Source organism: Brotomerdimonas butyrica (assembly GCF_025567305.1).
Lineage (GTDB): Bacteria > Bacillota > Clostridia > Peptostreptococcales > Anaerovoracaceae > Lentihominibacter > Lentihominibacter butyricus.
Window position 1 is genome coordinate 1 of sequence record NZ_JAOQJP010000013.1, and the last position, 24346, is coordinate 24346.

The following is a 24346-nucleotide window of genomic DNA, read 5'->3' on the forward strand; positions in this document are numbered from 1 at the left end:
GAGGATACACCTGTTCCCATACCGAACACAGAAGTTAAGCTCCTTAGCGCTGATGATACTTGGCGGGAGACCGCCTGGGAAAGTAGGACGTTGCCGCTTATTTTGGTCCTATGGTCAAGCGGTCAAGACACCGCCCTTTCACGGCGGTAACCCGGGTTCGATTCCCGGTAGGATCACCAGACCGAAACCTGTTTTTCTTAATTGAAAGACAGGTTTTTTATTATGTTGAAATTCCAGTGAAAGCGAGTGTTTTCAACGGGTTTCGGCGTTTACGCATGGAGTAAAATAATCAGAGAAAAGCCTGCTCGGCAGGCCTGTAATATTGATGCTAAAAAATGGATATATGCCCGGAAATGAGCGGAAATGCACTCGCAAACAAGGTGAGCTTTGGGAAAGCAGTGTGAGCGATACCAACAGCACAACGAATTCGGAGAGCACGACCAGCACTTAGCGAGTCACGCTGCCGGGACACACCGGAGTAGTGCAGAGCATATTCCAGACGGATTATGTGGATACGATGCTGTATGACTGCCCTGTGGAAATATCGTACACTGTAACTATATTTTCATATAACGGATGCTATTACGATGACAATGCGAAGACGACATACTTTACAAGCAAGGGATATTCACAGTCGGGATTCATGACGCAGTTCAAGAACGCGAATCAGAATCTCAGAGACAGGAAGAGCAGAGATGTAGGCTATGACGAATCACACGGACTTACCAGAGGTATAAAGGTGAAGCATGGCTACGGCAGATCGACTTATACCTGGGATAATCCGTGGGTGAAGCATCTGGATTACAGTCAGATAAAGTCAGCTATGAATGAGATTGGCGTCAGCCCGGGATATGACGATGCGACCGGCAAGCTTTCCGATTACATAGCGATCTCTATAACGGGAGGAGAACTGAAGCGTACAGGCAAAGGCGCGCAGGGAAGCGTGGGAAAGATACTGCCGCTCTACACCTTGAACAAAGTGAAGCTGAACAATGCTTCGGACGGCGAAAAAGCATGTACGGCGAACGTCAAGTATTTTGTAAAGAAGGAGGCATATACGCTTTATTCCGAGGAGGCAGGGAAGACTGAATATGTAAAGCCGTCAGATGTGAAATCATCTCCGATCATACATATCACTGTGACAGAGGGAAGTACTTCAGATGCTGATACAGATGCTGATGCGGATTCGGGAACGGATGTAACAGCAGATCAGCCGGACAGCGATATTTCTCAGGAAGATGAAAATAACGCTATGTCACAGATCAGTGAATCTGATGAAAACGACTTTGTCAGCGCGCTCGACTGTGCGCCGGGACAGTGTTCGATAGCACAGGCGGTGCTTTTCGTCAAGAACAGCCTCGGAGCGGATGCTGATCTGAACGAACGCATATATACTGCGGCGCTGATGCAGCTGGCATCGGATAAGATCGACAGCGATTCAACAAAGGTCAAATACGAGGCGGATGCTATAGTATGGGGCATGAAGTCTGGCCTTTTTGATGAAATGGATCGCGAGCTTCTGGCATCTCAGAGCGGGATAACAGAACTGGAATTTGCAGAGATCGCATACAAGGCGGCATTACTGTACGGCAAAGATACTGCATGCAGTGATGTTTCCGGCGAGTATTCAGGCTTTGAAGGGCTGGATGATTTTGAGAAGGCGGCGATGAACTGGGCGATCAGTCATGGCATACTCACAGACGATGAAGAATCATCAAAAAGCATCCAGACAGACAGGATCCTGTCAGACAAGGAGTCAGCTGCATTTTTCAGCAATGGCGGGCCGTACAGCAAAGCAGCCGGAAAATAGCCTGTTCAGTATATTTAATTAAGACAACAAAATAAAAGAGGTAATGCAGAGCGCATCTTTAGAAGATCATTTTAAAGGTGCGCTTTTCTATCATGTAGGAAATATCACTTTCGATATTTTCGGAATATCAACAAAGTTTCATATTAAAATATGTGTCGAAGCCACTTTTGTTATTTATGCAAAGTGCACGTATCGGGTCTTGAACGCTTAGTTTCAGTGAAAGGGCTTAAGCAGTATCTGAGAAAAAATTTCAGTTAGCTTGACAAAACCATAAGCGCTAAATATAATATAACGGTGTTATATGATTGCGGAAAGCAGGCAGCTCACGGTGTATCCGACATATTTGCAAAAGGACAAATATGCCTGGAGAACGAGAGGCGATGTGTAAAATCGTATAACTGCCGAGCTGCCGAAGTGCATGGGAGGTGACACTGTGGTAGAAAATGAAAAAACGACACTTGAACTCATACATGATGCTGCAAAGGCTGAATTCATGGAAAAGGGCTTCAGGGAGGCATCGCTGAGGAACATAGCAAAGTCTGCAGGTGTGACGACCGGAGCGCTTTACGGATATTACGGAAGCAAAGAAGAACTGTTCAAATCACTCGTCAGCGAGGTCTACAGATTCATAGTGGACACATACACGGCAGCTCTTTACGAATTCGAAAGCCTGCCGATGGAAGAGCAGCCGGATAATATAGCGAAGGCATCCAGCAGATGCATGTATGAGATCCTGGATTACTCATACGATCACAGGGAAGAGTGTTATATGCTGCTGCAGTGTGCAGAGGGCACGAGGTATGCTTTCCTTATCGATGAAATGGCGGAGCTTGAGGTAGAAGCTACGCACAAGTATTACGCTGTACTGGAAAAGCTGGGCAAGCCGGCGCCGATGATTGACAGAAGGCTTGAGCATATCCTGGTCACAGGAATGATGAATGCGTATTTCGAAATAATAATACATGATACGCCTAAGGACTATGCCGAGCGTTATCTAAAGGAGCTGAATGATTTTTATACTGCAGGATGGCTGAAAATAATGGGTCAGTAGACCCATAAATTTTTGCACGATAGTTAGTTATAGCTAATTAAAGAACGGCTGGCGATCGGCTGCGAGTTATCGGCGGAGAAGGATGCCGAATAACAACAGATCGACAGATCAGCAGGTAAGGGGGTTTTATTTTTGAAAAAGCAATCAAATCTTAACAAGCTTCTCGAATATGCGGGGAGCCACAGGATACTGACGTATCTTTCATGGGTGCTTTCTGCGGCAAGTGCTTTTATCGCGCTGCTGCCGTTCTGGTATGTGTGGAGGATACTGAAAGAAGTGATCGAGGTCGCACCACATTTCGAAGATGCAGTGCATATAACTCATTACGGGTGGATGGCGGTACTGTTTGCAGTGATTTCAGTGCTGGTATACATTGGCGGGCTTATGTGCTCGCATCTTGCGGCATTTCGTATCGCGACCAATATGAGGATAGCGATGACAAAGCATATCGCGACGCTGCCACTTGGGAAAATAGAGCAGTTCGGCAGCGGCAGGCTGCGAAGGACGATTTCAGAGACTTCAGGAGCGGCAGAAGCATATCTGGCTCATCAGCTGCCGGATAAATACAGAGCTATAGCGACGACAGTCGGTCTGCTGGCACTGCTTGCGGTGTTTGACTGGAGACTGGGCCTTATCAGCCTGGTGCCTGTAGTGCTTGGATTTGCATGCATGACGAAGATGACAGGCAAGAGCATGCAGGAAAAAATGACAGAGTATCAGAATGCGCTCGCAGATATGTCAAATGAGGCAGTCGAATACGTGCGAGGCATACCGGTAGTGAAGACATTCGGACAGACTGTGTTTTCCTTCAAGAAATTCAAGGCTACGATAGACGATTATGAAAAGTGGACGATAGCGTACACGAAAGAGATGAGAGGACCGATGACTCTTTACACGCTGGCTATCAACAGCGTGTTCATCTTCCTGATCGCAGGCGGATACTGGCTTTCGCATGGCGGCATGACGAATGAGTTCCTGCTCAGCATGCTTTTTTACATAATAATAACGCCGGTGATCTCGCTGACGCTGACCAAGATGATGTTCATGAGTGAGAACGGCATGATCGTGGCAGATGCGATCGCGAGGATCGACAGCGTGCTGGAGTCGCCTTCGCTCAGTCAGGCTGACAAGACAAAGCACCCTGCAGACAATTCTGTCGTGCTCGAACACGTTACTTTCAGCTATGATGGTACGAAAAATGCGCTGACTGACATTTCTCTGAAGATCGGAGACGGGCAGACTGTGGCATTCGTAGGTCCTTCGGGCGGCGGCAAGTCGACGCTGGCAAGCATGATCGCGAGATTTTTCGATCCTCAGAGCGGTGTCGTCCGTATCGGAGGCGTAGATGCGAAGGAAATCGACAAGGCTGAGCTGATGGATACGGTTTCCTTCGTATTCCAGAACAGTCACCTTGCCAAGGCGAGCATCCTGGACAATGTGAGGATGGGAAAACCTGAGGCTTCGGAGGAGGAAGTGATCAAGGCGCTCGAAGATGCGCAGTGTATGGATATAATAGAAAAATTCCCGGATGGCGTGAATACTGTGATCGGATCACAAGGTGTATATCTGTCAGGCGGCGAGACGCAGAGGATAGCCATCGCGCGTGCTTTCCTGAAGGATTCCCCTGTGATCATACTGGATGAGGCGACTGCATTTGCGGACCCTGACAATGAGGTCAGGGTGCAGACTGCGCTGAGCAGACTGGCAGAGGGCAGGACGGTCATCATGATAGCGCATCGTCTGTCTACTGTAACGAATGCGGACCGCATATTCGTGCTCAGGGACGGCAGGATCGAGGAAAGCGGCAGCTTTGAAGAACTCAAGGCCGCAGACGGACTGTTCAGCACGATGTGGGATGACTACAGGAGTTCGGTACAGTGGAAAGTTGCAAAGGAGGTGTAGCTCTGTGATAGAGAAACTGCAAAGACGATTCGCACTTTCCAGAGGAGGTGCGATCGATACGATAAAGGGCAGCATATTCTGTGCGCTGCAGAATATTTCTTTCATGTTCCCTGTGGGGCTGCTTTATTTCATGGTAAAGGATATGATGGAGGGCGGTCTGGAAAACGGGCGCATACCGTTCTATGCAGCAGGGTGCGTCATCTGTATCGCGCTGATACTGATCTTCACGCGGCTGCAGTACGACGGGACGTTCCTGGTGACTTATGTCGAGACGGGGATAAGAAGAGTGAGTTTGGCAGAAAAGCTCAGACGCATACCGCTGTCGTTTTTCGGCAAGAAAGACCTGGCCGACCTGACATCGGCTATAATGAACGACTGTGCCGTGCTGGAAACCAGCCAGTCGCATCACGTGCCGCCGCTCATCGGTTCGATAATATCGACGACACTGATCGCGATATCGATACTGTTCTTTGACTGGAGGATGGGTATCGCAGCTGTATGGGTGCTCCCTGTGGCATTTGCCGTTGTAGCGCTGGCATCAAAAGTACAGCATAATCTTTCGAGAAAATCGATGCAGGCTAAGATAACCTGCGAAGACGGCATACAGGAATGTATGGAGATGATGAGTGACCTGCGTGCAAACAATGCGGAAGAAAGATATCTCAGCGGACTGGAAAAGAAAATAAGAAATGTGGAATCAAGACTGATAATATCGGAGCTCGGGACTTCCGTTTTCGTGGTTTCGGCAGGGCTGATACTGCGCCTTGGGATCGCGACTACAGCGCTTGCCGGTTCGTATCTGCTGATAAAAGGTGAGATCGATGTACTGACTATGTTCATGTTCCTGCTCGTCGTGTCGAGACTGTATGATCCGCTCGAGGGAGCGCTGCAGAACCTTGCGGCGATAATAGGAACGAACAGCAACATAGAGCGCATGAACGAGATACTTGACTGCGATGTGCAGACAGGTTCAGAGCCGCTGGATAATGACGGATGCGATATAGTCTTCGATCACGTTGGATTCGCATATGAAGACGGTGAGACTGTCCTTGATGATGTGTCTTTCACTGCAAAACAGGGGCAGGTGACTGCGCTCGTCGGTCCTTCGGGAGGCGGCAAGACTACAGTTTCGAGACTTGCGGCCAGATTCTGGGATATAGACAGAGGCAGGATAACCGTCGGCGGCATGGATATATCGGTAATAGATCCGGAAAAGCTGATGTCGCTTTATTCGATAGTGTTCCAGGATGTAACGCTGTTTGACAATACGATCATGGAAAATATAAGGCTTGGCAGAGCCGATGCGACAGATGAAGAGGTCATCGCTGCGGCCAGAATGGCAAATGTCGAGGAGTTTGCAGAAAAGCTTCCGGACAAGTGGAACACGAATATCGGCGAAAACGGCTGCGAACTTTCCGGGGGAGAACGCCAGAGGATATCGATCGCCAGAGCTTTCCTTAAGGATGCACCGATCATACTTCTCGATGAGGCAACTGCCAGCCTGGACGTGGAAAACGAAACTGCGATACAGACTGCGCTTTCCAGACTGATAAGGGACAAGACTGTTCTCATCATCGCACATCGTATGAGAACGGTTTCCGGCGCAGACAAGATCGTCGTGCTCAAAGACGGTAATGTCGCTGAGCAGGGCACGCCTTCAGATCTGATGGAGCAGGGAGGCATATATTCACACATGGTGAAACTCCAGACCGAGAGCCAGAACTGGACTCTGGAATAAACACGCAGAAGAGGCACCTTTAAAGCGGGGCGAATCGGATCATGTCATGCACCGTCGGTGCTGGCGATATGCAGGCAGGCCGTAAGTGTTGGATGCAGCAGGTATCCGGATTTTCGGGATTGACATTTAGAAGACTAACTACTATACTGGAAGACAAGGCTTTGGTCGTATGAGGGCAATCATGCTCTCCGGTGCACCTGATGGGAGGATAAACCTATGTCATATCACAAGCTGATGATGGAAAATCACACGTTGTTTTCGAAGATGGTATTTGAGAGGCTTTCGGGGCAGGAGCTTTCTGCCGGGCAGCCTAAGGTGCTGGAATATCTGATAGAGCATGACGGAGTCGCGCAGAAGGATATAGCTGAAGCGTGCATCATAGAGCCGGCGACGGCAACGAGTCTGCTTGCCAGGATGGAGAAGACCGGGCTGATCGACAGGCGCAGCAGGGAGGATGACAAGCGGTATATCCTCGTATATCTGACTGAAAAGGGCAGAGCGCGTGCCGAAGCTTCGGTCAATGTGCTCAGTGATGTCGAAGAACATGTATTTGAAGGATTCTCCGATGCAGAGCGTGAGGCTTTCATCTCTTATCTCGAGCGAGTGAACGGTAACTTGAGAAAGGGCAGGGCAGTGCGAGGGCCGGAAAAGCAGGAAATGAAAAAATGATCAGGCAGAAATAACATAAAACAGAAACGGCTCATGGAGAGCACATCAGATGTGGTGTCTCTCGTGAGCCGTTTTCTGTTTGCATGACGGCTAAGGCAGTTAGCTGTCCGGTGCAGTCATTGATGTTTGTTTTGCGCTGTGTTATTTCCATGCGTTTTTATAAATAGTGCTGATGTCTTCTTTCGAAAGCGGCATGCGAGTGTTGGCGGGACTGCCGCTTTCGATCGCGTCAGAAGACATTTTTTCTATCGAAGAAAAATATCTGTCTTCATCTATGCCGTATTCCCTGAAGGACGGAACGCTGCAGACTTTGCATATCTCGGATACTGCATCGATGAATGATGATGCAGCATGAATGTCGTCTGTGGTGCTGCCAGCGACGCCTATCGCACGGGCGAGTCCGGCGAATCTGTCGTACGCGCCGCTCACCACGTATTTCATGCACTCATCCAGCAGCATCGCGTTCGAGATGCCGTGAGGAACGTGGAAAATCGCACCTATCGGGCGGCTCATACCGTGAACGACTGTCACTGAAGAATTGCAGAAGCTGATGCCTGCCTCGTATGCGGCCATAGCCATCTGAGTGCGAGCGTTTTTATCAGTGCCATCTGCGACCGCTGCTGGCAGGAAACTGAATATCCTTTTGACCGCGGAAAGCGCGAAGATGTCGCTTTCCGGGAATGCCCTTGCGGATGTATACGCTTCGATGGCATGGGTAAGCGCATCTAGCCCTGTGGCAACTGTGACGCTTTCGGGGGCATTCATGCTGTAAATCGGGTCGACGACTGCGATGTCCGGCATCAGGAGTCTGTTTTTGATCAGCATTTTGACGTCGTTTGCCGTGTCGGTTATGATCGTGACGTCTGTCGCTTCTGAGCCTGTGCCGGATGTGGTCGGTATAGCGACGACCGGCGGCAGTGAAGCGTGGATCGGCTTGCCGCAGCAGTCGGAGATAGAGCCGGGGTTTGAGGCCAGGATCCCGATCGCTTTGGCGGCGTCGAGCTGGCTGCCTCCACCGAAGCCTATGATGAAGTCTGCACCGCATTCGCGGTAAAGCGCTGTGCCGTTTTCCACCATGATGTCGGTAGGCTCGCCTGTAATGCCTGAAAATACGGTCGATGAGACTCCGCTTTCCTGAAGTCTTGCGGTCAGCATTTCGAGGTGACCGGCTTTTTTCATGGAATTTCCGGAAACTATCAGCGCGTGCTTTCCGAGTGCGCTGATGTCAGCCAGCGCATCAGCCAGCGCGTTTTCTCCTATGTATGTCGTTCCCGGTATAGTAAGTCTGTGTGCCATGTTCTCCTCACTTTCGGATTTATTTATGTAAAAATTGCGGGTTACGGTTTGTTTATATTATAATGTAAAAAAGCGATATTAAAAAGCGAGATCGCAAAAAGTTCATATGTTTAGACAGGAGGTCGCTATGATAAAAGCGGTAAGAGGAGATATAACGAAGATAAATGACGTGGATGCTATCGTGAATGCTGCAAATCGCACGCTGCTTGGAGGCGGAGGCGTGGATGGAGCGATCCACAGAGCAGCGGGCAGGAAGCTGCTTGAAGAGTGCAGGACTCTCAACGGATGTGATACCGGTGATGCAAAGCTGACCGGCGCTTATGATCTGCCATGCAGTCATGTGATCCATACTGTCGGACCGGTATGGCACGGTGGGGATCATGGCGAAGCTGAGCTCCTGGCTTCATGCTATCGCAGGAGTCTGCAGGTCGCTGCAGAACACGGGATCAGGCGCATCGCATTCCCGTCGATATCTACAGGCGTGTATCATTATCCTGTAAAGGAAGCGGCGAAGATCGCTGTAGGTACGGTGGCTGAATTCCTTGAGGAGCATCCGGATGCATTTGATGTTGTGGAATGGGTCCTGTTCGATGACAACACCATGCAGGTGTATGAGCAGGCGATAGCAGCAGCGGGTGCATAGCAGTGGCGCTTTATTATGAGGAAAGCGGAAACGGGTTTCCGCTGATACTGCTGCATGGAAACGGCGAGGACCACACGTATTTTGAGAACCAGGTGAGTTTCTTTTCGGACAGATACCGTGTGATCGCGCTTGATACTCGGGGTCATGGAAAGTCGCCGCGCGGTGGCGGAGAGTTCACGTTGAGCCGGTTTGCTGACGATCTCTATGAGTTTATGAAGCTGATGGGCATAGAAAAGGCTCATATCCTGGGATTTTCCGACGGTGCGAATATCGCGATGATCTTTGTGCTGAGGCATCCGGAAATGATAGAAAAACTGATCCTGAACGGCGGGAATCTGTCGCCGGCAGGGATACGAAAAAGCGTGCAGCTTCCTATAGAGATCGGATCCAGGATAGCTGGATTTTTTGCGGGAAAAAGCATGTCGGCAGCGCAAAATGCTGAAATGCTGGGGCTGATGGTAAATGAGCCGCATATCGAGCCCGGTCAGCTGGCGGCGATCACGGTCCCTACGCTTGTCATTGCCGGGACAAGAGATATGGTAAAACGCCGGCATACAGAGCTGATAGCCGCCAGTCTGCCCGATTCCAGACTTGTGTTCATAAAAGGAAATCATTTTATTGCGAACCGGAAAGCGGCGTTGTTCAATGAAGCGGTACGGGAGTTTCTGGGGCAGAGATGAGATTTCAAGCTTGGGTGATGCGCGTAGCTCGCGCGGCTGGGGGGTAGTCTATTGGGTATAAAAATATGGCGATATATATTCTCAGGAAGTGTTCATATCTACCCTTTGTGTAAGATCTGGAGATGAGCAAAAATCATACACAAACCGATATAATCAGGTACTGAGTGTATTGAACTTAAGTTTGTAACAGGACTGTAATAGAAATCATGAAAGCGTAATACTTTTGTTGCATTAAAAACCCTTGAAAACGTTGAAATTTCAAGGATAACTGTAGTGCGCCCTGAGGGGCGTGCGCAGAACGCAGGGCTGCTTTACAATGGTCACGCCTTTCGGGTTCAAATAATATGAAAAAAAGACCTGACGGTCTTTTTTATGTGGTGCGCCTTGAGGGACTTGAACCCCCACGGTCTCCCACTAGAACCTAAATCTAGCGTGTCTGCCAATTCCACCAAAGGCGCAGGGTTATGTAATTGTGCTGTGCCGAAACACGGATACTTTATAAGTATATTGAGTTTTTGGACCATTGTCAATTGAAATTTAAACGTTAGCGGAATTAAAATTGCAAGGCCACAATGCATATTAAAATACAATGGCGGCTACCGTTTCCGATAGCCGCCGCACAGGTCAAGATTTTCTGTTATCAGTTATTATCTGTTATACTTTTTCTTTCTGCTTACAATCGTAGTACCAATAACAACTCCGCTGCTGACAAACAGCAGAGCAAACCACAGAAGCATATTGCTGGTGTCGCCGGTATTTGTACCTGTTGTTTCACCTTTGCCTGGCTTGTTATCGCTCGGCGTTGTCGCCGATGCATCGTTGGACTTCCAGGCCGCCTCATAGGTTGCGTTGCCTGTCACTTTAGCCGCAACCTCAGGCTTCCAGCCGGCAAAGGTATATCCCTTACGGGTTGGTGTGCCGTTGAATGCAGGGGTAGCCTTGCCGGACTCTACCGTGTAAGTCTGATCCTTGAAGATCTCTTCGCCTTCTACGCCGTCGGTGTAGGTAACGGTGTACTTATCAGAAGGAGTAACAGCACCTGCCTCAGGTGTCATCGTCAAGTCGGTGAGGACCCACATAGTGCCGTCGGAACCATCGCTAGTATCGCCTTCGTAGCGCTTATAATCCACTAATTTGCCGTTGATCTTCAGCTTGGTGTCGGGTCCGAATATATAACGGATATTTCCGACATCGCCGTAAGTCGTCACATACACGCCATAATGATAGGTCTTCCCGGCTTCAAAAGCGGTGATTTTGTTTTCATAGAAATTCCCGAAGTCCGTAGACATCGCGCCGGTCTTGCTGTCCAGCTCCCACCACTCGCAGCGGAAAGCGTAGTCTGCGCCATCAGGCACCTTACCGGTGAACACCGGTTTATCCCCGTCCTTGAAGCTGACGGTGACATCGTTGATCTCCACCACATCAATGACGGTCACAGTAGGCATAGTGATCGTTTTAATGGCAGGGATATACATAGAACCGCCGACGAATGGCGCCGCTACTTTTTCCCCATTCACTGTAATAACGGTTTCACTGCTGAAGGAATATCCGTCTTTCGGCTTCAGCATAAGGGAATACACATATTTTTTCCCGCATTCAAATTTCGTGATGGTCGGCAGAGAACCGTGTGAGCCGTTATCGGAATACCAGGCGGCAACGGGTTCATTGTTTTCAAATTCTTGCCAGCATTCATAAGCGATCTCGTATTTATCTGTATCGGCCTCTGAAACCCAAGCCGTTGCCTGTGGAGCATCACCCGGCTGATAGTTGAATTTCGCATTTTCAACGGCAGCAGTGGTGATGGTCGATGCAGCCGCAGGTGTCCATTTGGCTTTCAGGTTAATATTCTTGGTGACATTGGTGTCAAAGGCATACTGCGTATCATTCAGATACCAACCGGCAAAATCATAGCCGTTCTTCTCAGGGTCAGCGGGCTTGACTGCCGGAGCGTTACGCAGTTTCTGCTCGGACACGGCGCTGCCGCCGTCAGAATCAAAGGTTACGGTGAATTCATCAAAGGAATAAGGGAATGCACCGCAGTCTTCAAAAGTGCCGCCGGTCATGGTGACCACGGCTTCATCGTTGCTGCCATATACCGCCATGCCAAGTCCACCCAGATCCACTTTGCAGCTCTTTATAGTGCCGCCGGTCATAGTGAAGTGACCGTCTCTGTAAATATTCACAGCTCCGCCGTTGGCACCGGCAGAGCAATTCTGAATGACACCGCCGTTCAGCTCAAAGGTGCCGCTCTGCTTGATATATACCGCGCCGCCGTCATCGTCGGCTCTGCAACTGCCGATGGAGCCGCCGTTCATAATGAAGCTGCAGCCGCTGCCAATGTCCACTGCGCCGCCGTCATCGGCGGCCTTGCAGTCCATGATGGCTCCACCGTTCATAATGAACTTACCATACCTGGTAGGTGGTTCTGTTACACCGGTGTTGGCTACATCCACAGCGCCGCCGTCACCGTCGGCATCCGTGCAGTTCACGATACTGCCGCTTTCCAGAATCAGCGTACCTCCTTTGACTTCAATTCCGCAGTTCTTGTTCTGCCCGTCGATCTTGCCGCCGGTTCCGCTGTCCTTTACTGTCAGGTTTCCGTTGCTGCGCACCCGAATTATATCCTCATCTGTCGAGCTGCAGCTCAGGGTATATCCGTTCAGGTCCAGTATCACGGTGCGATTCACATCGAGCTCGTAAGTGGTCTCAATGTTTCCGCCTAACTTGATCTCGGTGCAGTCCGCATTTTCAAGTGCCGTCGTCAACTCTGTTTCGTTATTGACGGTGGTTGTATTGGCAGCGAAGGCCGTAGCCGCCGTCATCGGCGCCAGCGACAGCACCATGCACAGTGTGAGCAGGACTGTCAGCAGCTTGGTCCTCACGGGTCTTGTTTTCATTGGTTTGCTCCTTTCTGCGGCTGTTGCCGCAATAAAAACTCTTCTGTATTTTAGCTTCTTTTTTATATAAAAGCCATGATATATTCAATCATGTCAATTGTATAATACAAAGAAGAAAGGTTCAGCATATTTCCCGAAGTGTCAATTGACTATTCGGGAAATCGTATCATTCCTCATTTTATTTTTATGGCAGTGAATGAATGGTAACAGGATATTCCGGTTTCCGCCATAAAAGCAAGGCAAAAGGCATAATTTTTAAAAATTATTAGCACTCTTTTAAGGTGAGTGCTAAAAAACTGTTGACTTTTGCTTTTTCCAGGTTTAAAATAATAATCAGCAAGGGAAAATATACCTGCGGAACATTATTAAACCATACGGAGGTGGGGTTTATGAACATAGAAAAATACACACAGAATGCACAGAGTGCGATAATAGATTGTCAGAATATAGCAATAGAAGAAGGGCATCAGCAGATAGATGGAGAACATCTTCATCTGGCGCTCCTTATGCAGAAGGACGGGCTGATCCCGAAACTGCTCAAGTTCATGGAAGTGAACACGGGTGAGATAATCGGAGCTCTGGAAAGCGAGATAGATAAACTGCCTAAGGTTTCCGGAAGTGCTGAGAACATGTACTCGACAAGGAGGCTGCAGCAGATCTTCCTCAATGCGGAGAAGAAAGCCGAAAAGATGAAAGACGAATACATCAGCGTCGAACATCTTTATCTGGCACTCCTCGATGAGCGCAACACGCCGTCAGCTGCGATTTTCAAGAGATACGGCATCACGAAGGAAAAATTCCTGGATGCGCTCAACAAAGTGCGCGGCAACCAGAGAGTGACAAGCCAGAATCCTGAGGAAAACTACGATGCGCTGAACAAGTACGGCAGAGACCTCGTAGAGATGGCAAGAGAAGGCAAGCTCGATCCGGTGATCGGCCGTGACAGCGAGATCAGACATACGATCCAGATCCTTTCCAGAAGGACTAAGAACAATCCGGTGCTGATCGGAGAACCGGGCGTCGGCAAGACGGCTGTCGTAGAAGGACTGGCACAGAGGATCCTGAACGGAGACGTGCCTGAAGGCCTTAAGGACAAGACGATATTTGCACTGGACATGGGATCGCTGATCGCAGGTGCAAAGTTCAGAGGCGAGTTCGAAGAAAGGCTCAAGGCTGTACTTAACGAGATCGAGAAATCCGAAGGAAGGATAATCCTCTTCATCGACGAGATACACAACATAGTCGGCGCAGGCAAGACAGAAGGAGCAATGGACGCCGGCAACCTGCTCAAGCCGAAACTTGCGAGAGGCGAGCTGCACTGCATAGGTGCGACTACGCTCGATGAATACAGGAAATATATAGAAAAAGACGCCGCACTGGAACGTCGTTTCCAGAAGGTGCTGGTAGACCAGCCGACAGTGGAAGACACGATATCGATCCTCAGAGGTCTGAAAGAGCGATTCGAGATCCATCACGGCGTAAGGATAACAGACAGCGCGCTGATCGCATGCGCAACGCTTTCCGACAGATACATCAGCGACAGATTCCTGCCTGACAAGGCGATCGACCTGATGGACGAAGCGGCTTCGAAGATCAGGACCGAGATCGACAGCATGCCGGCTGAACTCGATGAGATATCGAGAAAGATAATGCAGCTCGAGATAGAAAAGCAGGCGCTCGGCAAAGAGACAGACGCCGGCTCGAAAGCACGGCTGGCAGCTTTGGAAAAAGAACTGTCACAGCTTCGCGATGAAAGCAATGCGATGCGCGCACAGTGGGAAGGCGAAAAGAAAGCGATCACCGAGGTAAAGGCTGTAAAGCAGCAGATCGAGGATGTAAAGCATCAGATGGAAGAAGCCGAGAGGCATTACGATCTCGAAAAGCTGGCACAGCTCAAATACGGAACGCTGCCTGACCTCGAAAAGAAACTTGAGGTAGAGAAGGAAAAGGCTGAAGAGGCCAAGGAATCCAGACTTCTCAAGGAAGAAGTCACCGAAGAGGAGATCGCGGAAGTCATCTCCGGCTGGACGGGTATCCCTGTAAGCAAGCTCGTAGAGAGCGAGAGGGAAAAACTGTTAAAGCTGCCTGAGATACTTCACAAGAGAGTCATCGGCCAGGAAGAAGGCGTCAAGGCTGTTGCAGAGGCTGTGCTCAGAGCAAGAGCAGGGCTCAAGGACGAGAAGCGACCGATCGGATCGTTCATATTCCTCGGACCTACGGGCGTCGGCAAGACCGAGCTTGCGAAAGCTTTGTCAGAAGCGCTGTTTGACTCCGAGAAAAACATGGTGCGTATAGACATGTCAGAGTACATGGAGAAACATTCAGTCTCGAGACTCGTAGGTGCGCCTCCGGGATACGTTGGATACGATGAAGGCGGACAGCTCACAGAGGCCGTAAGGAGAAAACCTTACAGTGTCATCCTGTTCGACGAGATCGAAAAGGCACATCCGGATGTATTCAATATCCTGCTCCAGCTGCTGGATGACGGCCGTCTGACAGACAACCAGGGCAGGACCGTGGACTTCAAGAACACTATCGTCATCATGACTTCCAATATCGGAAGCAACTACCTGATCGACGGTATCAGATCGGACGGAACGGTCGACGAAGAAGTCAAGCAGAAAGTCGAAGACGAGACGAAGAAATACTTCAGACCTGAGTTCCTGAACAGGATCGACGAGATCGTAGTGTTCTCGCCGCTCACAGAAACACAGATCGTAAGGATCATCGAGCTCGCTATGAAGGACATCGAAAAACGTCTTGAAGAGAGAAATATCACGCTCACACTCACAGACAGAGCGAAGAAGTTCATCGCTGACGAAAGCTACGATCCGGCTTACGGTGCAAGACCTGTAAAGAGATTCCTGCAGAGGAATGTCGAGACAGAGCTTGCAGGCGAGATCATAAAGGGCAGTGTCAAGGACGGCGACAAAGTCCTCATCGACTGCGACGGTGACAAGCTGACATTTACAGCTGAATAATGAAGACAGATCAGCACAGGCATAAGTGCTGGTGAGATAACGGCGCAGCGGCCGGGGAAATTATGACGAGTTTCCCCGGCTTTTTTGTTTTTTATAAAGGGGGCACTGTTCGTGCTTTGCGGTATTTTCAGGATGGTGATGCAGAGGGATTTTTTCGTCCGCACTTCCCGGCGATTTTTTCATATGCAGCGATATATGCCGAAACTTGATGCTGCCGGTATGTGCCGATTCGCTTGCATATCTGCCCGGGCTGGTTTAAAATAAATGTCATGGCTGCCGGCGGCATGTGTGCGGCAGCTTCAAATCGTCAGAAGACCGGGAGAAAAGATTTATGAATCAGAAAGAACTGAGAGAGATAAGAAAACGTTTCAAGCTTGACAAAGACAGCATCAGCCATGTTTACGGCTGCTATGTGAACGCAGCGAAGGATATCGTTGCCAGGATGGATATGTCGATGGGGCTGATGGAGCAGGAAGAGGCAGAGCTGTATCTCAAGCAGCTGAAAAAAGCGATATCGGGAACGCTCGGAAAGAATCTGCTCGATATAGGATTTTCGACGAAGCAGGTCGAGGACAGCGATGAGCACAGGCTGCTGCAGGCGCTCAGACTGTCGCATCTCAGAGACGAAGACATGCGTGAGCTGTTTTACCAGCGCGTCATAGAATCGCTTGATTTCGGCGACGAGAGCTATGTTATACTGCTGGCTTCCGATTCATACGATATCCCGTTCAAGGGAAACGATGACGAGATCTGGGAAGAGGGCTCGAACGAAGTGTTCGACTACATGATATGCTGCATCTGTCCAGTGAAGGATGCGAAAGCGTCGCTGCGGTATTTTGCGGAAGAGAGAAATTTCAGGGGAGCATCCTCAGGCCATGTGCTGGGAACTCCGGAGCTGGGATTCATGTTTCCGACATTTGACGACAGGAGCACGAACATATATAATGCGCTTTACTACAGCCGCGGGCTGGCGGACATACACGAGGAGTTCATCGCAGGCATTTTCAATACGGAAAAGGTGCCGATGTCTGCAGGCGCGCAGCAGCATGCTTTCAGCGATGTGCTGTGCGAGTCTCTCGGAAATGACTGCAGTCTGGATGTAGTAAAGGCTGTGCACGGGCAGATCAGGGAAAGGCTGCTGATCCACAAGGAGAGCAAGGATCCGGAGGTGCCGGAGATATACGTCGAAGATGTGGATGATATACTGAAAAGCAGCGGAGTGCCTGATGAAAAGATCGGCACATTCAATGAAGCATGCCGCAGGGAATTCGGAGAGCAGTCGGTGCTCAATCCGATAAATCTGATGGAGAGCAACAAATTCCAGATGGTGACGCCGCAGGTGAAGATAACCGTCGACCCGGAATTTACATATACGATAACGACTAAAGTGATAGACGGGAGCAGGTACATACTGATCCCGATGGGAGAGGGCGTTGAAGTGAACGGCATCGATATAAGCACCGATGCGAGCGATGCCGGGGAAGCAGGACAGGGCAGAGACGCCGGAGCGATTGGGGAAGCAGAGCAGGCTAGCGTTTCAGGGGCGCACGAAAGCGCCGAGACGGCCGGCAACGCAGATGATGAAGTGGAGTTCTAGTCAGCTCTAGCTCAGCTTCATGTTGTCTGCGCCTTTGCGGCGTATGCGCTTCAGATAGAAACTGATGCAGAGCGTGTAGATATAATCGTAGACAAGCATCATCAGGATGCCTGCGATGATGAGGATCCATACAGGGTAATCCGGAAGATGGATGCTTCCGAGCAGCAGCTTTTTGAAGCCGAGAAGTCCAGTGCAGAGGACAGCGGCAAAAAAGGCTGCTTTTATTATGACCTGAAGGATGCCGCTGTGCAGCTTTTCCACATAGAATTTAAGGATACCGTAGTATCCGAAGAAAAACGCGTATGGTATCACGGCTGGCTTGTTCGGCACTATGAAAAATCCCAGGATCACTGCGGCAGCGTAAAGCAGCGCAGCTGCGCCGACTCCTGATTCGAGCAGCATGACCGCGGTGAAGAGCGAGCTGAGCGCAAACAGCGTGAGCTCGATGCCGGGCGCGACAGAACCCGCAAAGAGAAAGGCGAGAGTCAGCGCAAGGCATATGCCTCCAAGTGCGATCACAGATGACTGATTTTTTCGACCGGTGTTATCCGTGTTTTTTCGGTAATTGCTGTTTTTCAATTCATATCCCCTTTATCATATGCAGTCGCAGCAGCAGTCAGCGCAGATGTAGCACTGCAGCGCCTGACAGCACATATCATTGCTGCTTCCGTAGCCGCGGCCGTAAGCCTGATTCTGATAGGCTCCGCCCATGTTGATTATACGGCCGTAAGCCTGGCTGTATTCCATGTTGTTAGGAGCCAGGTCGTTAGCTGTTTTGAGTTTGTTGACAGCATCATCGTACCAGCCTTTTCTGTAGGAAAGCATACCTGACAGGAAGAACCATTCGGCGCTTCTGTCCTTGGTGCTGTTCAGGATGTTTTCTGCTGCAGTCAGGTTGCCTGCATCGATGTAACGGCGTACTGCCATGTAGTCAGGCGTGCCATAGCTGCCGCCGGAACCTGAGCCGCTGCCGTAATTCCCGTAGCTGTAGCTGCCTGATGGACCGGAGTTCCTGTTCTTCATCAGCATGTCGTATGCCTCATTGACCTCCTGCAGTTTTTCCTCTGCAAGGTCGGCAAGCGGGTTATCCTGATATTTATCCGGATGGTATTTCTTGACGAGTTCTTTGTACGCTTTTTTTATTTCTTCTTCGGAGGCGTTTTCAGGCACGCCCAGTACTTCATAAGGGTTCATCTAAATCTCCTTCTTCTATTGAAATCAAATCTGTTTATCTTTATCCGTCCTCATTATTATCTCTTCGGTTTTCCGATTGAGTCCGAAATATATCACGTTTTCTATGATGCCGGCATTTTTTCTGATGTCGAGCGAGTCGGTGCACCGGCTGAGCATCGCAAGGTAATGGTACAGGTTGAAGCGCAGATCCGGTTCGATCCGTGCGCGGAATTCGTCTGCGGTCTCGTTCGCGGCGTCGAACTTGAATCGAAAGAGCAGCGGGTTGTATGCGCCTGACTCTATATTTTCATCGATATCGTCGACCGCGTCTATCATGTAGATCCATTTGCCGAGGTGATATCCTGCGCGTGCCAGCAGCCCGCGCGTGTCATTGCCGGGCGATGCAAAGCCGCACGGTTCGTCCTGCATGCCGGAAGCGCCGGGAGCATCCGGATCATCAGAGCGTTCGCTGCTGCCGGGCGATGTTCCGATGTATGTACGATCGTCCTGCATGCCGGAAATACCGGGATCGCCTCGGTCACCGTGATGTTTATGCTGCGGCGGTTCGCTCCCGTAGACTGTTCGCAGACCTTCGGTGAATATGTCTTCCATTATCTTCGAAAATGCTTCGGCCGCCATGTCTATGCTGGCGCATTTTTCTCGTTCGAGTGCGGAAAGCGCAGACAGGTGGTTTTCTATGCTGCTGCAAAGCTCCGGGTACAGGCGGTTCAGTCTGCGGAAGATCCGCTTCATCATCAGCATCACAGGCTTTGCGTAGGCCTTGCCTTCGTCAGCTGCGTCATCGGCAAGTTTGTACCAGGCGAGTATCAGCATGACGTCTCCCGCATAGTCTATGGCACGATTGCGGATCACTGTCTTTTTCTTTATGACAGGATGCGCGATGCAGTGCTCCTGAACGGGGGTATCGCTTTCATCGCTGAGCGAGGCGAGCAGTATCGCCAGGAAAGCCGCATCGTAGCTCAGCGCCATGCGCGGCAGCTGGCCGTATCTGCGGCCTATGGATTTGCATACGCCGCAGTAGTAACCTGTATATACCTCGTATTCGCGGACCTTGAGTTCACCCTTGTCGATCTTTACATAACCTAACATAAGGACAGACTATCACAAATATGTGATGATTTCAAATGGAGAAAAGGTGAAGATTTCCTATTTTCTGACGATCCTGTAATACAGCCTGGATGTGAGCAGATACACGACGATGTAGAACACCGTGAATGCCAGGAAACATCCCGCTGTGCAAAGCGCGAACAGCTTCTTGTCGAACAGGTTCATCAGCGTCATCACCCTGAAAATGAACGGGAAGTCGAACGCCACGTGGATGCCGGCCGTGACGAGAGGCAGGAAGAACACGATCAGTATCTGCGAGTTGATCGATCTGCGGACTTCGGTATGGCTCATCCCCACATTCTGCAGTATCTCGAATCGTTTTCTGTCCTCGTAGCCCTCCGTCAGCTGTTTGTAGTACATTATCAGCACGGTAGCCATCAGGAACAGCAGGCCGAGGAAGATGCCGATGAAGAACAGACCGGTAAAATCAGCTGTATAAGACACTGATTCTACGCTCCTGCACTGGAGGGAGACTGTGCTGCCCGGCGCTGTATCGTTTTCGCCGGCACTATCATTGGTAGCGGCACCGCTGTTCTGATCCGAGTGGCTCTTCGCATCCGGGCTGCTGTTCTGATCCGCACTGCTGCCCGCATCCAGACCGCTGATCGCTGCCAGGGCTTGATCATATACACGTCCGATGGCATCGCTGTTTTCTTTGGGATCGCCCTTGATGTCAGTCATGTAGTTGAAGCTGATAAACGACTGGTCATCGCCCGAAAGCTCGGCTGATGTCTCGAGGATCTTTTCGATCACGGAAATATCCTTCACGATGATGAAGCAGCCGCTGTTTATAGATGCGACGATATTGCTGTTTCTGATCATGGAATCGAGCTCGCCACTGATATCGAACTGCTGTCCGTCGATAGTCAATGTATCGCTGCCTGATCCGGGAGCCTCAGATGAGCCGGTATAGTACACAAGCACGTCGCTGTCACTGTCGAGCTTCATGTGGCGGCCGCTGCAGCGGTTGTAGTCTTCGAGCGGGATGAATACCAGAGTCGAGATCTGGTCGAGCATATCCACTGCAGACGAGCTCTGATATATGTCGGGATCTGTAGTGAATCCGCCTGACTTTTCATCGTAGAATGCGTTTATTGAAAGATCCCGGTATGTGATCGCGTCTTTTCCGGCAAGGCCTTCTTTGCTGATCGCATCATCCAGCAGTGAGGCTGCTTCGGGAGCACCCGGGTCATCGACCGATGCGGTCATCACAAACTCGGCAGGGTAGCGTATCCTGAGCATTTCATTCGATCCGAGGTACATGAACATAGTTGCGGAAACCATTACGAGCACCATAGTGGAAAGGATGCAGATGTTCGCGAGGCCTGCCGCGTTTCGTTTCATCCTGTAAAGCATCGACGAGATGCTGATGAAGTGCTTTGTTCTGTAATAGTAATTCTTGTTTTTTCGCAGCAGCTTCAGCAGTGCGATACTGCCTGCGGTGAACAGCAGGTATGTACCCGCGATGACGAGCACTACGGCCGCGAAGAACAGCATGAATGCCGTGATCGGATTCTTTACAGTAACAGCGATATAATAACCGGCGCCGAGAAGGATGACTCCGAGCACTGCCAGCGCCCATTTCGCTTTGGGCTCGCGTTCGCCTGCGCTGTCACTCCTGAGGAGCTCGACTGGGCGCGCTTTGTGTATCAGCCTGATGGAGTTCAGCAGCATCAGCATGAATATGGCTCCTGTCAGAATTAGGCTTTTTGCTATAGCAGAGCCTGATATGTAAAACCCCACAGGAACCGCAGCGCCGAGCATTTTCAATAGTATCAGGTATATCAGCTTGTCGAGCAGTATCCCGAAAACCGTACCGCACACTGCGACGACTATATAAGTATATAAAGTCTCGAACGCGATGATCTTCGCGATATGGCGCTTTTCCATACCTAGGATGTTGTAAAGCCCGAACTCGCCCTGCCTGCGTTTCAGCAGAAAGCTGTTGACATAAAACAGGAAGATCACAGCGAAGATCGAGACGATCAGCTGTCCCATGTTCATGTAACTCCTGATGATGCTGCCGCCCCACAGATCGGTCAGGCTGCTGTTGTCTCCGAGCGAGCATATTATGTAATATATCGCCGCCGTGAACGTGCAGGCGATCATGTACGGCAGATATATCCTGCGGTTTTTGATGATGTTGCTGAACGCCATGCCGAGGTAGATCCTAATCATTGTGACCACCGCCTGTCGCCATAGTCGTGAGTGTGTCGGAAATGCGCTGGAACATCTCTTCAGAAGTGGCATTTCCGCGGTACATCTGGTGGAATACCGTTCCGTCGCTGATGAAGAGGACTCTGCCTGCGTGGCTTGCAGCCTTGACCGAGTGGGTCACCATCACGATGGTCTGTCCTTCGCGGTTGATCATGCTGAAAAGCTTCAGCAGCTCGTCTGCGGAACGCGAGTCGAGCGCGCCTGTCGGTTCATCTGCCAGGATCAGCTGCGGTGAGGTTATCAGTGCGCGGGCGACTGCTGCACGCTGTTTCTGTCCGCCGGAGACCTCGTAAGGGTATTTGTAGAGAATGTCGGAGATGCCGAGCATCGCTGCCAGCGGCTTGAGTCTCTTGCTCATCTCGCCGTATTTTTTGCCGGAAAGCACCAGCGGCAGGAAAATGTTGTCCTTGAGGTTGAACGTGTCGAGCAGGTTGAAGTCCTGAAACACGAATCCCAGGTTGCTGCGCCTGAATGCGGACAGTTCCTTTTCACTGATCGCAGTGATATCATTGCCGCTGAGCAGTACCTGGCCGCGCGTCGGTTTATCGAGCGCCGCGAGTATATTGAGCAGTGTCGTCTTGCCTGAGCCTGACTCTCCCATGATGGCGATGTATTCGCCTTTTTCTACGGAAAGGTTCACGTTCCTGAGAGCAGTCACGCTGGTGCCGCCGAATCGTGTGGTGTACACTTTCTGCAGGCCTTTTACTTCGAGTAAAACAGTCATATTTATGCCTCCTTGAATCCTGTTGATCTATCATGTATCAATGGTAACAGATCAAAAACGACGCAGCCATTCATCTGTCTTACGATCGCTGCGTCGTATCTTTCATTTTTGTAATGTTCGCCGGCAGTCGTGCCGGCGGCCTCAGATGGGAAGGATCATTCGGGCGTGATCTCGTATGTCTGCAGGTCGATCTTCACGGTCGTGCCTTTGCCGACTTCCGAGCTGATCGTCATCGAGTGCGAGAGACGCATCAGTATCTCTTTGCACAGATACAGGCCGAGCCCGGTGGATTTTCTGAAAGTGCGGCCGTTGTAGCCGGTGAAGCCCTTTTCGCCGATACGCGGGATATCTTCCGGTGCGATCCCGATGCCTGTGTCGCTGATAATGAGAGTTTTAGGAGTTTCATATGATATGGAAATGCTGCCGCTGCTCGTGTATTTCAGGGAGTTCGACAGGATCTGCTCTATCACGAAGCCGAGCCATTTCTCGTCAGTATTGACGATGAGAGCGGTATCTTCGATGTTGAGACGTATTTTTTTGGAAATGAAAAGCGGAGCGTATTTGCGGACCGACTGTTTCACGATGGAGTCGAGGCTGTGTTGCTTTATCACGTAGTCAGTCTGTTCGGCCTCGAGCCTGACATATGAGAGCGCCATGCTGACGTACTGCTCTATCTTGAACAGCTGCACATTCATCGGCGAGCTCTTTTCCTGATCCTGCAGCAGCATATGCATCGCGGAGATCGGAACTTTGATCTGGTGCACCCACATCGCATAGTAGTCCTGCATCTGGTTCCTAGATCCTGTGCTTTCGGCGATCACTGCATTGCGGTCTTTGTAAAGCCTGCGGATCAGGTCTGTGTATGCACGGTCGACAGCGTTTTCGGGGCGGGGCAGTGAATCGAGCGATTCGGTGATCACATCAGCGGCAAGCAGGAGCGCGCTCAGCTTTTTATAATATGAAGAAAAATCATATATCGCGCAGAACACGCATATGACGGCACATATCAGCGCCGCGTAGAGCACAGCGTAGGTATTTGCATCATAAAGAAAAAACACTCCTGCAAAGATCAGCGAAAAGATGCAGAAGCGTATGATCCGGGGCAGTCGGCTGCGGATGTATGTCCGGATGGCGATAGATCTTATGTTGTTTTTCATTCTATTATATACCCCATTCCTTTTTTGGTCTTTATCAGGTCGGTGATCCCGATGGACGCCAGTGCCTTTCGAAGGCGCGTGATGTTGACCGACAGCGTGTTCTCGTCCACGAAGCAGTCGGTCTCCCACAGCCTGTTCATGAGCGTGTCGCGCGTGACGACCTGCCCTTTGCTTTCCATGAGTATCGTGAGTATCTTGTTCTCGTTTTTGGAAAGCTCCAGCTTTCGGTCTTCGAACGAGACGCTGCATGCGGAGCTGTTGAGGATCACGCCGTTGTGCTGCAGCACGGCGGGGCGGCTCGCGGTGAAGTCGTAGGTCCTGCGCAGGAGCGCCTGGATCTTGGCGAGCAGCATGTCCATGTCGAAAGGTTTTGCGACGAAATCGTCGGCGCCCATGTTTATCGCCATCACGATGTTCATGTTGTCTCCCGCGGAAGATATGAACATGACGGGGACTTCGGATATCCTGCGGATCTCGCGGCACCAGTGGTAGCCGTTGAAGAAGGGCAGGGATATATCCATCAGCACGAGGTGAGGCTCCAGTGCGATGGTCTGGGAAAGCACGTTTCTGAAGTCCGTGCAGACTTTTGACTCAAAACCCCAGCTCGTGAGCTTTTCTGCGATCGAATATGCTATTGTTTCGTCGTCTTCGACGATGAATATCCTGTACACCGGAGCCTCCTT

The 24346-nt window shown here is 50.5% G+C and carries 18 protein-coding genes, 2 tRNA genes and 1 rRNA gene; 11 read left to right on the forward strand and 10 right to left on the reverse strand.

The annotated features are described in order from the left end of the window. The 7 genes from rrf to OCV59_RS09785 form a co-directional block, all read left to right on the forward strand. Positions 1 to 99 (forward strand): 5S ribosomal RNA (gene rrf, locus OCV59_RS09755); the annotation flags it as partial. A gap of 5 nt (positions 100 to 104) precedes the next feature. Next, positions 105 to 179, forward strand: a tRNA-Glu gene (locus OCV59_RS09760). 302 nt (positions 180 to 481) lie between these two features. After that, positions 482 to 1810: a hypothetical protein gene (locus tag OCV59_RS09765; RefSeq protein ID WP_147594292.1), complete on the forward strand. Its 1329-nt coding sequence runs from the start codon at positions 482 to 484 to the stop codon at positions 1808 to 1810. A gap of 433 nt (positions 1811 to 2243) precedes the next feature. Then, positions 2244 to 2861, forward strand: coding sequence for a TetR/AcrR family transcriptional regulator (locus OCV59_RS09770; protein WP_147594293.1), 618 nt, complete (start codon positions 2244 to 2246; stop codon positions 2859 to 2861). A 132-nt stretch (positions 2862 to 2993) separates the two neighbouring features. Beyond that, entirely contained in the window at positions 2994 to 4763 is a 1770-nt protein-coding gene (locus OCV59_RS09775) for an ABC transporter ATP-binding protein (protein WP_147594294.1), read from the forward strand. A gap of 4 nt (positions 4764 to 4767) precedes the next feature. Beyond that, positions 4768 to 6501 carry an ABC transporter ATP-binding protein gene (locus OCV59_RS09780; protein WP_147594295.1) on the forward strand — a complete coding sequence of 578 codons (1734 nt, stop codon included), beginning with the start codon at positions 4768 to 4770 and terminating at the stop codon, positions 6499 to 6501. A gap of 216 nt (positions 6502 to 6717) precedes the next feature. Then, on the forward strand, positions 6718 to 7170 hold the full coding sequence (locus OCV59_RS09785) for a MarR family winged helix-turn-helix transcriptional regulator (protein WP_147594296.1): 453 nt from the start codon (positions 6718 to 6720) through the stop codon (positions 7168 to 7170). Positions 7171 to 7311: 141 nt separating this feature from the next. Here OCV59_RS09785 and OCV59_RS09790 read toward each other — a convergent pair whose 3' ends face one another. Continuing rightward, positions 7312 to 8466 carry an iron-containing alcohol dehydrogenase gene (locus tag OCV59_RS09790; RefSeq protein WP_147594297.1) on the reverse strand — a complete coding sequence of 385 codons (1155 nt, stop codon included), beginning with the start codon at positions 8464 to 8466 and terminating at the stop codon, positions 7312 to 7314. A gap of 127 nt (positions 8467 to 8593) precedes the next feature. Here OCV59_RS09790 and OCV59_RS09795 point away from each other — a divergent pair, with 127 nt between their 5' ends. Then, entirely contained in the window at positions 8594 to 9109 is a 516-nt protein-coding gene (locus tag OCV59_RS09795) for an O-acetyl-ADP-ribose deacetylase (RefSeq protein ID WP_147594298.1), read from the forward strand. A 2-nt stretch (positions 9110 to 9111) separates the two neighbouring features. Beyond that, on the forward strand, positions 9112 to 9789 hold the full coding sequence (locus tag OCV59_RS09800) for an alpha/beta fold hydrolase (RefSeq protein ID WP_317240371.1): 678 nt from the start codon (positions 9112 to 9114) through the stop codon (positions 9787 to 9789). Positions 9790 to 10164: 375 nt separating this feature from the next. Here the strand turns inward: OCV59_RS09800 and OCV59_RS09805 are convergent. After that, positions 10165 to 10247, reverse strand: a tRNA-Leu gene (locus OCV59_RS09805). Between the two features lie 189 nt (positions 10248 to 10436). Next, positions 10437 to 12686 (reverse strand): InlB B-repeat-containing protein, encoded by a 2250-nt coding sequence (locus tag OCV59_RS09810; protein WP_147594300.1) that lies wholly within the window; start codon positions 12684 to 12686, stop codon positions 10437 to 10439. 389 nt (positions 12687 to 13075) lie between these two features. On the opposite strand from OCV59_RS09810, the gene clpB reads away from it, so the two are divergent. Both clpB and OCV59_RS09820 read left to right on the forward strand, forming a co-directional pair. Further along, positions 13076 to 15667 carry an ATP-dependent chaperone ClpB gene (clpB, locus tag OCV59_RS09815; protein WP_147594301.1) on the forward strand — a complete coding sequence of 864 codons (2592 nt, stop codon included), beginning with the start codon at positions 13076 to 13078 and terminating at the stop codon, positions 15665 to 15667. Between the two features lie 331 nt (positions 15668 to 15998). Further along, positions 15999 to 17264 (forward strand): DUF4317 domain-containing protein, encoded by a 1266-nt coding sequence (locus OCV59_RS09820; protein WP_147594302.1) that lies wholly within the window; start codon positions 15999 to 16001, stop codon positions 17262 to 17264. 6 nt (positions 17265 to 17270) lie between these two features. Here OCV59_RS09820 and OCV59_RS09825 read toward each other — a convergent pair whose 3' ends face one another. The 7 genes from OCV59_RS09825 to OCV59_RS09855 form a co-directional block, all read right to left on the reverse strand. Further along, the gene (locus OCV59_RS09825) at positions 17271 to 17843 is read right to left on the reverse strand and encodes a hypothetical protein (RefSeq protein ID WP_147594303.1); all 573 of its coding nucleotides are present in this window, start codon (positions 17841 to 17843) and stop codon (positions 17271 to 17273) included. A gap of 15 nt (positions 17844 to 17858) precedes the next feature. Beyond that, entirely contained in the window at positions 17859 to 18458 is a 600-nt protein-coding gene (locus OCV59_RS09830) for a J domain-containing protein (RefSeq protein ID WP_147594304.1), read from the reverse strand. A gap of 24 nt (positions 18459 to 18482) precedes the next feature. After that, positions 18483 to 19547 (reverse strand): DUF5685 family protein, encoded by a 1065-nt coding sequence (locus OCV59_RS09835; protein WP_147594305.1) that lies wholly within the window; start codon positions 19545 to 19547, stop codon positions 18483 to 18485. 57 nt (positions 19548 to 19604) lie between these two features. Beyond that, positions 19605 to 21743 (reverse strand): FtsX-like permease family protein, encoded by a 2139-nt coding sequence (locus OCV59_RS09840; RefSeq protein WP_262584310.1) that lies wholly within the window; start codon positions 21741 to 21743, stop codon positions 19605 to 19607. Beyond that, positions 21736 to 22506 (reverse strand): ABC transporter ATP-binding protein, encoded by a 771-nt coding sequence (locus OCV59_RS09845; protein ID WP_147594307.1) that lies wholly within the window; start codon positions 22504 to 22506, stop codon positions 21736 to 21738. Before OCV59_RS09845 ends, OCV59_RS09840 begins: the two co-directional genes overlap by 8 nt. A 155-nt stretch (positions 22507 to 22661) precedes the next feature. Next, positions 22662 to 23663 (reverse strand): sensor histidine kinase, encoded by a 1002-nt coding sequence (locus OCV59_RS09850; RefSeq protein WP_147594308.1) that lies wholly within the window; start codon positions 23661 to 23663, stop codon positions 22662 to 22664. Continuing rightward, positions 23660 to 24334: a response regulator transcription factor gene (locus OCV59_RS09855; RefSeq protein ID WP_147594309.1), complete on the reverse strand. Its 675-nt coding sequence runs from the start codon at positions 24332 to 24334 to the stop codon at positions 23660 to 23662. Before OCV59_RS09855 ends, OCV59_RS09850 begins: the two co-directional genes overlap by 4 nt. Positions 24335 to 24346: the final 12 nt, after the last annotated feature.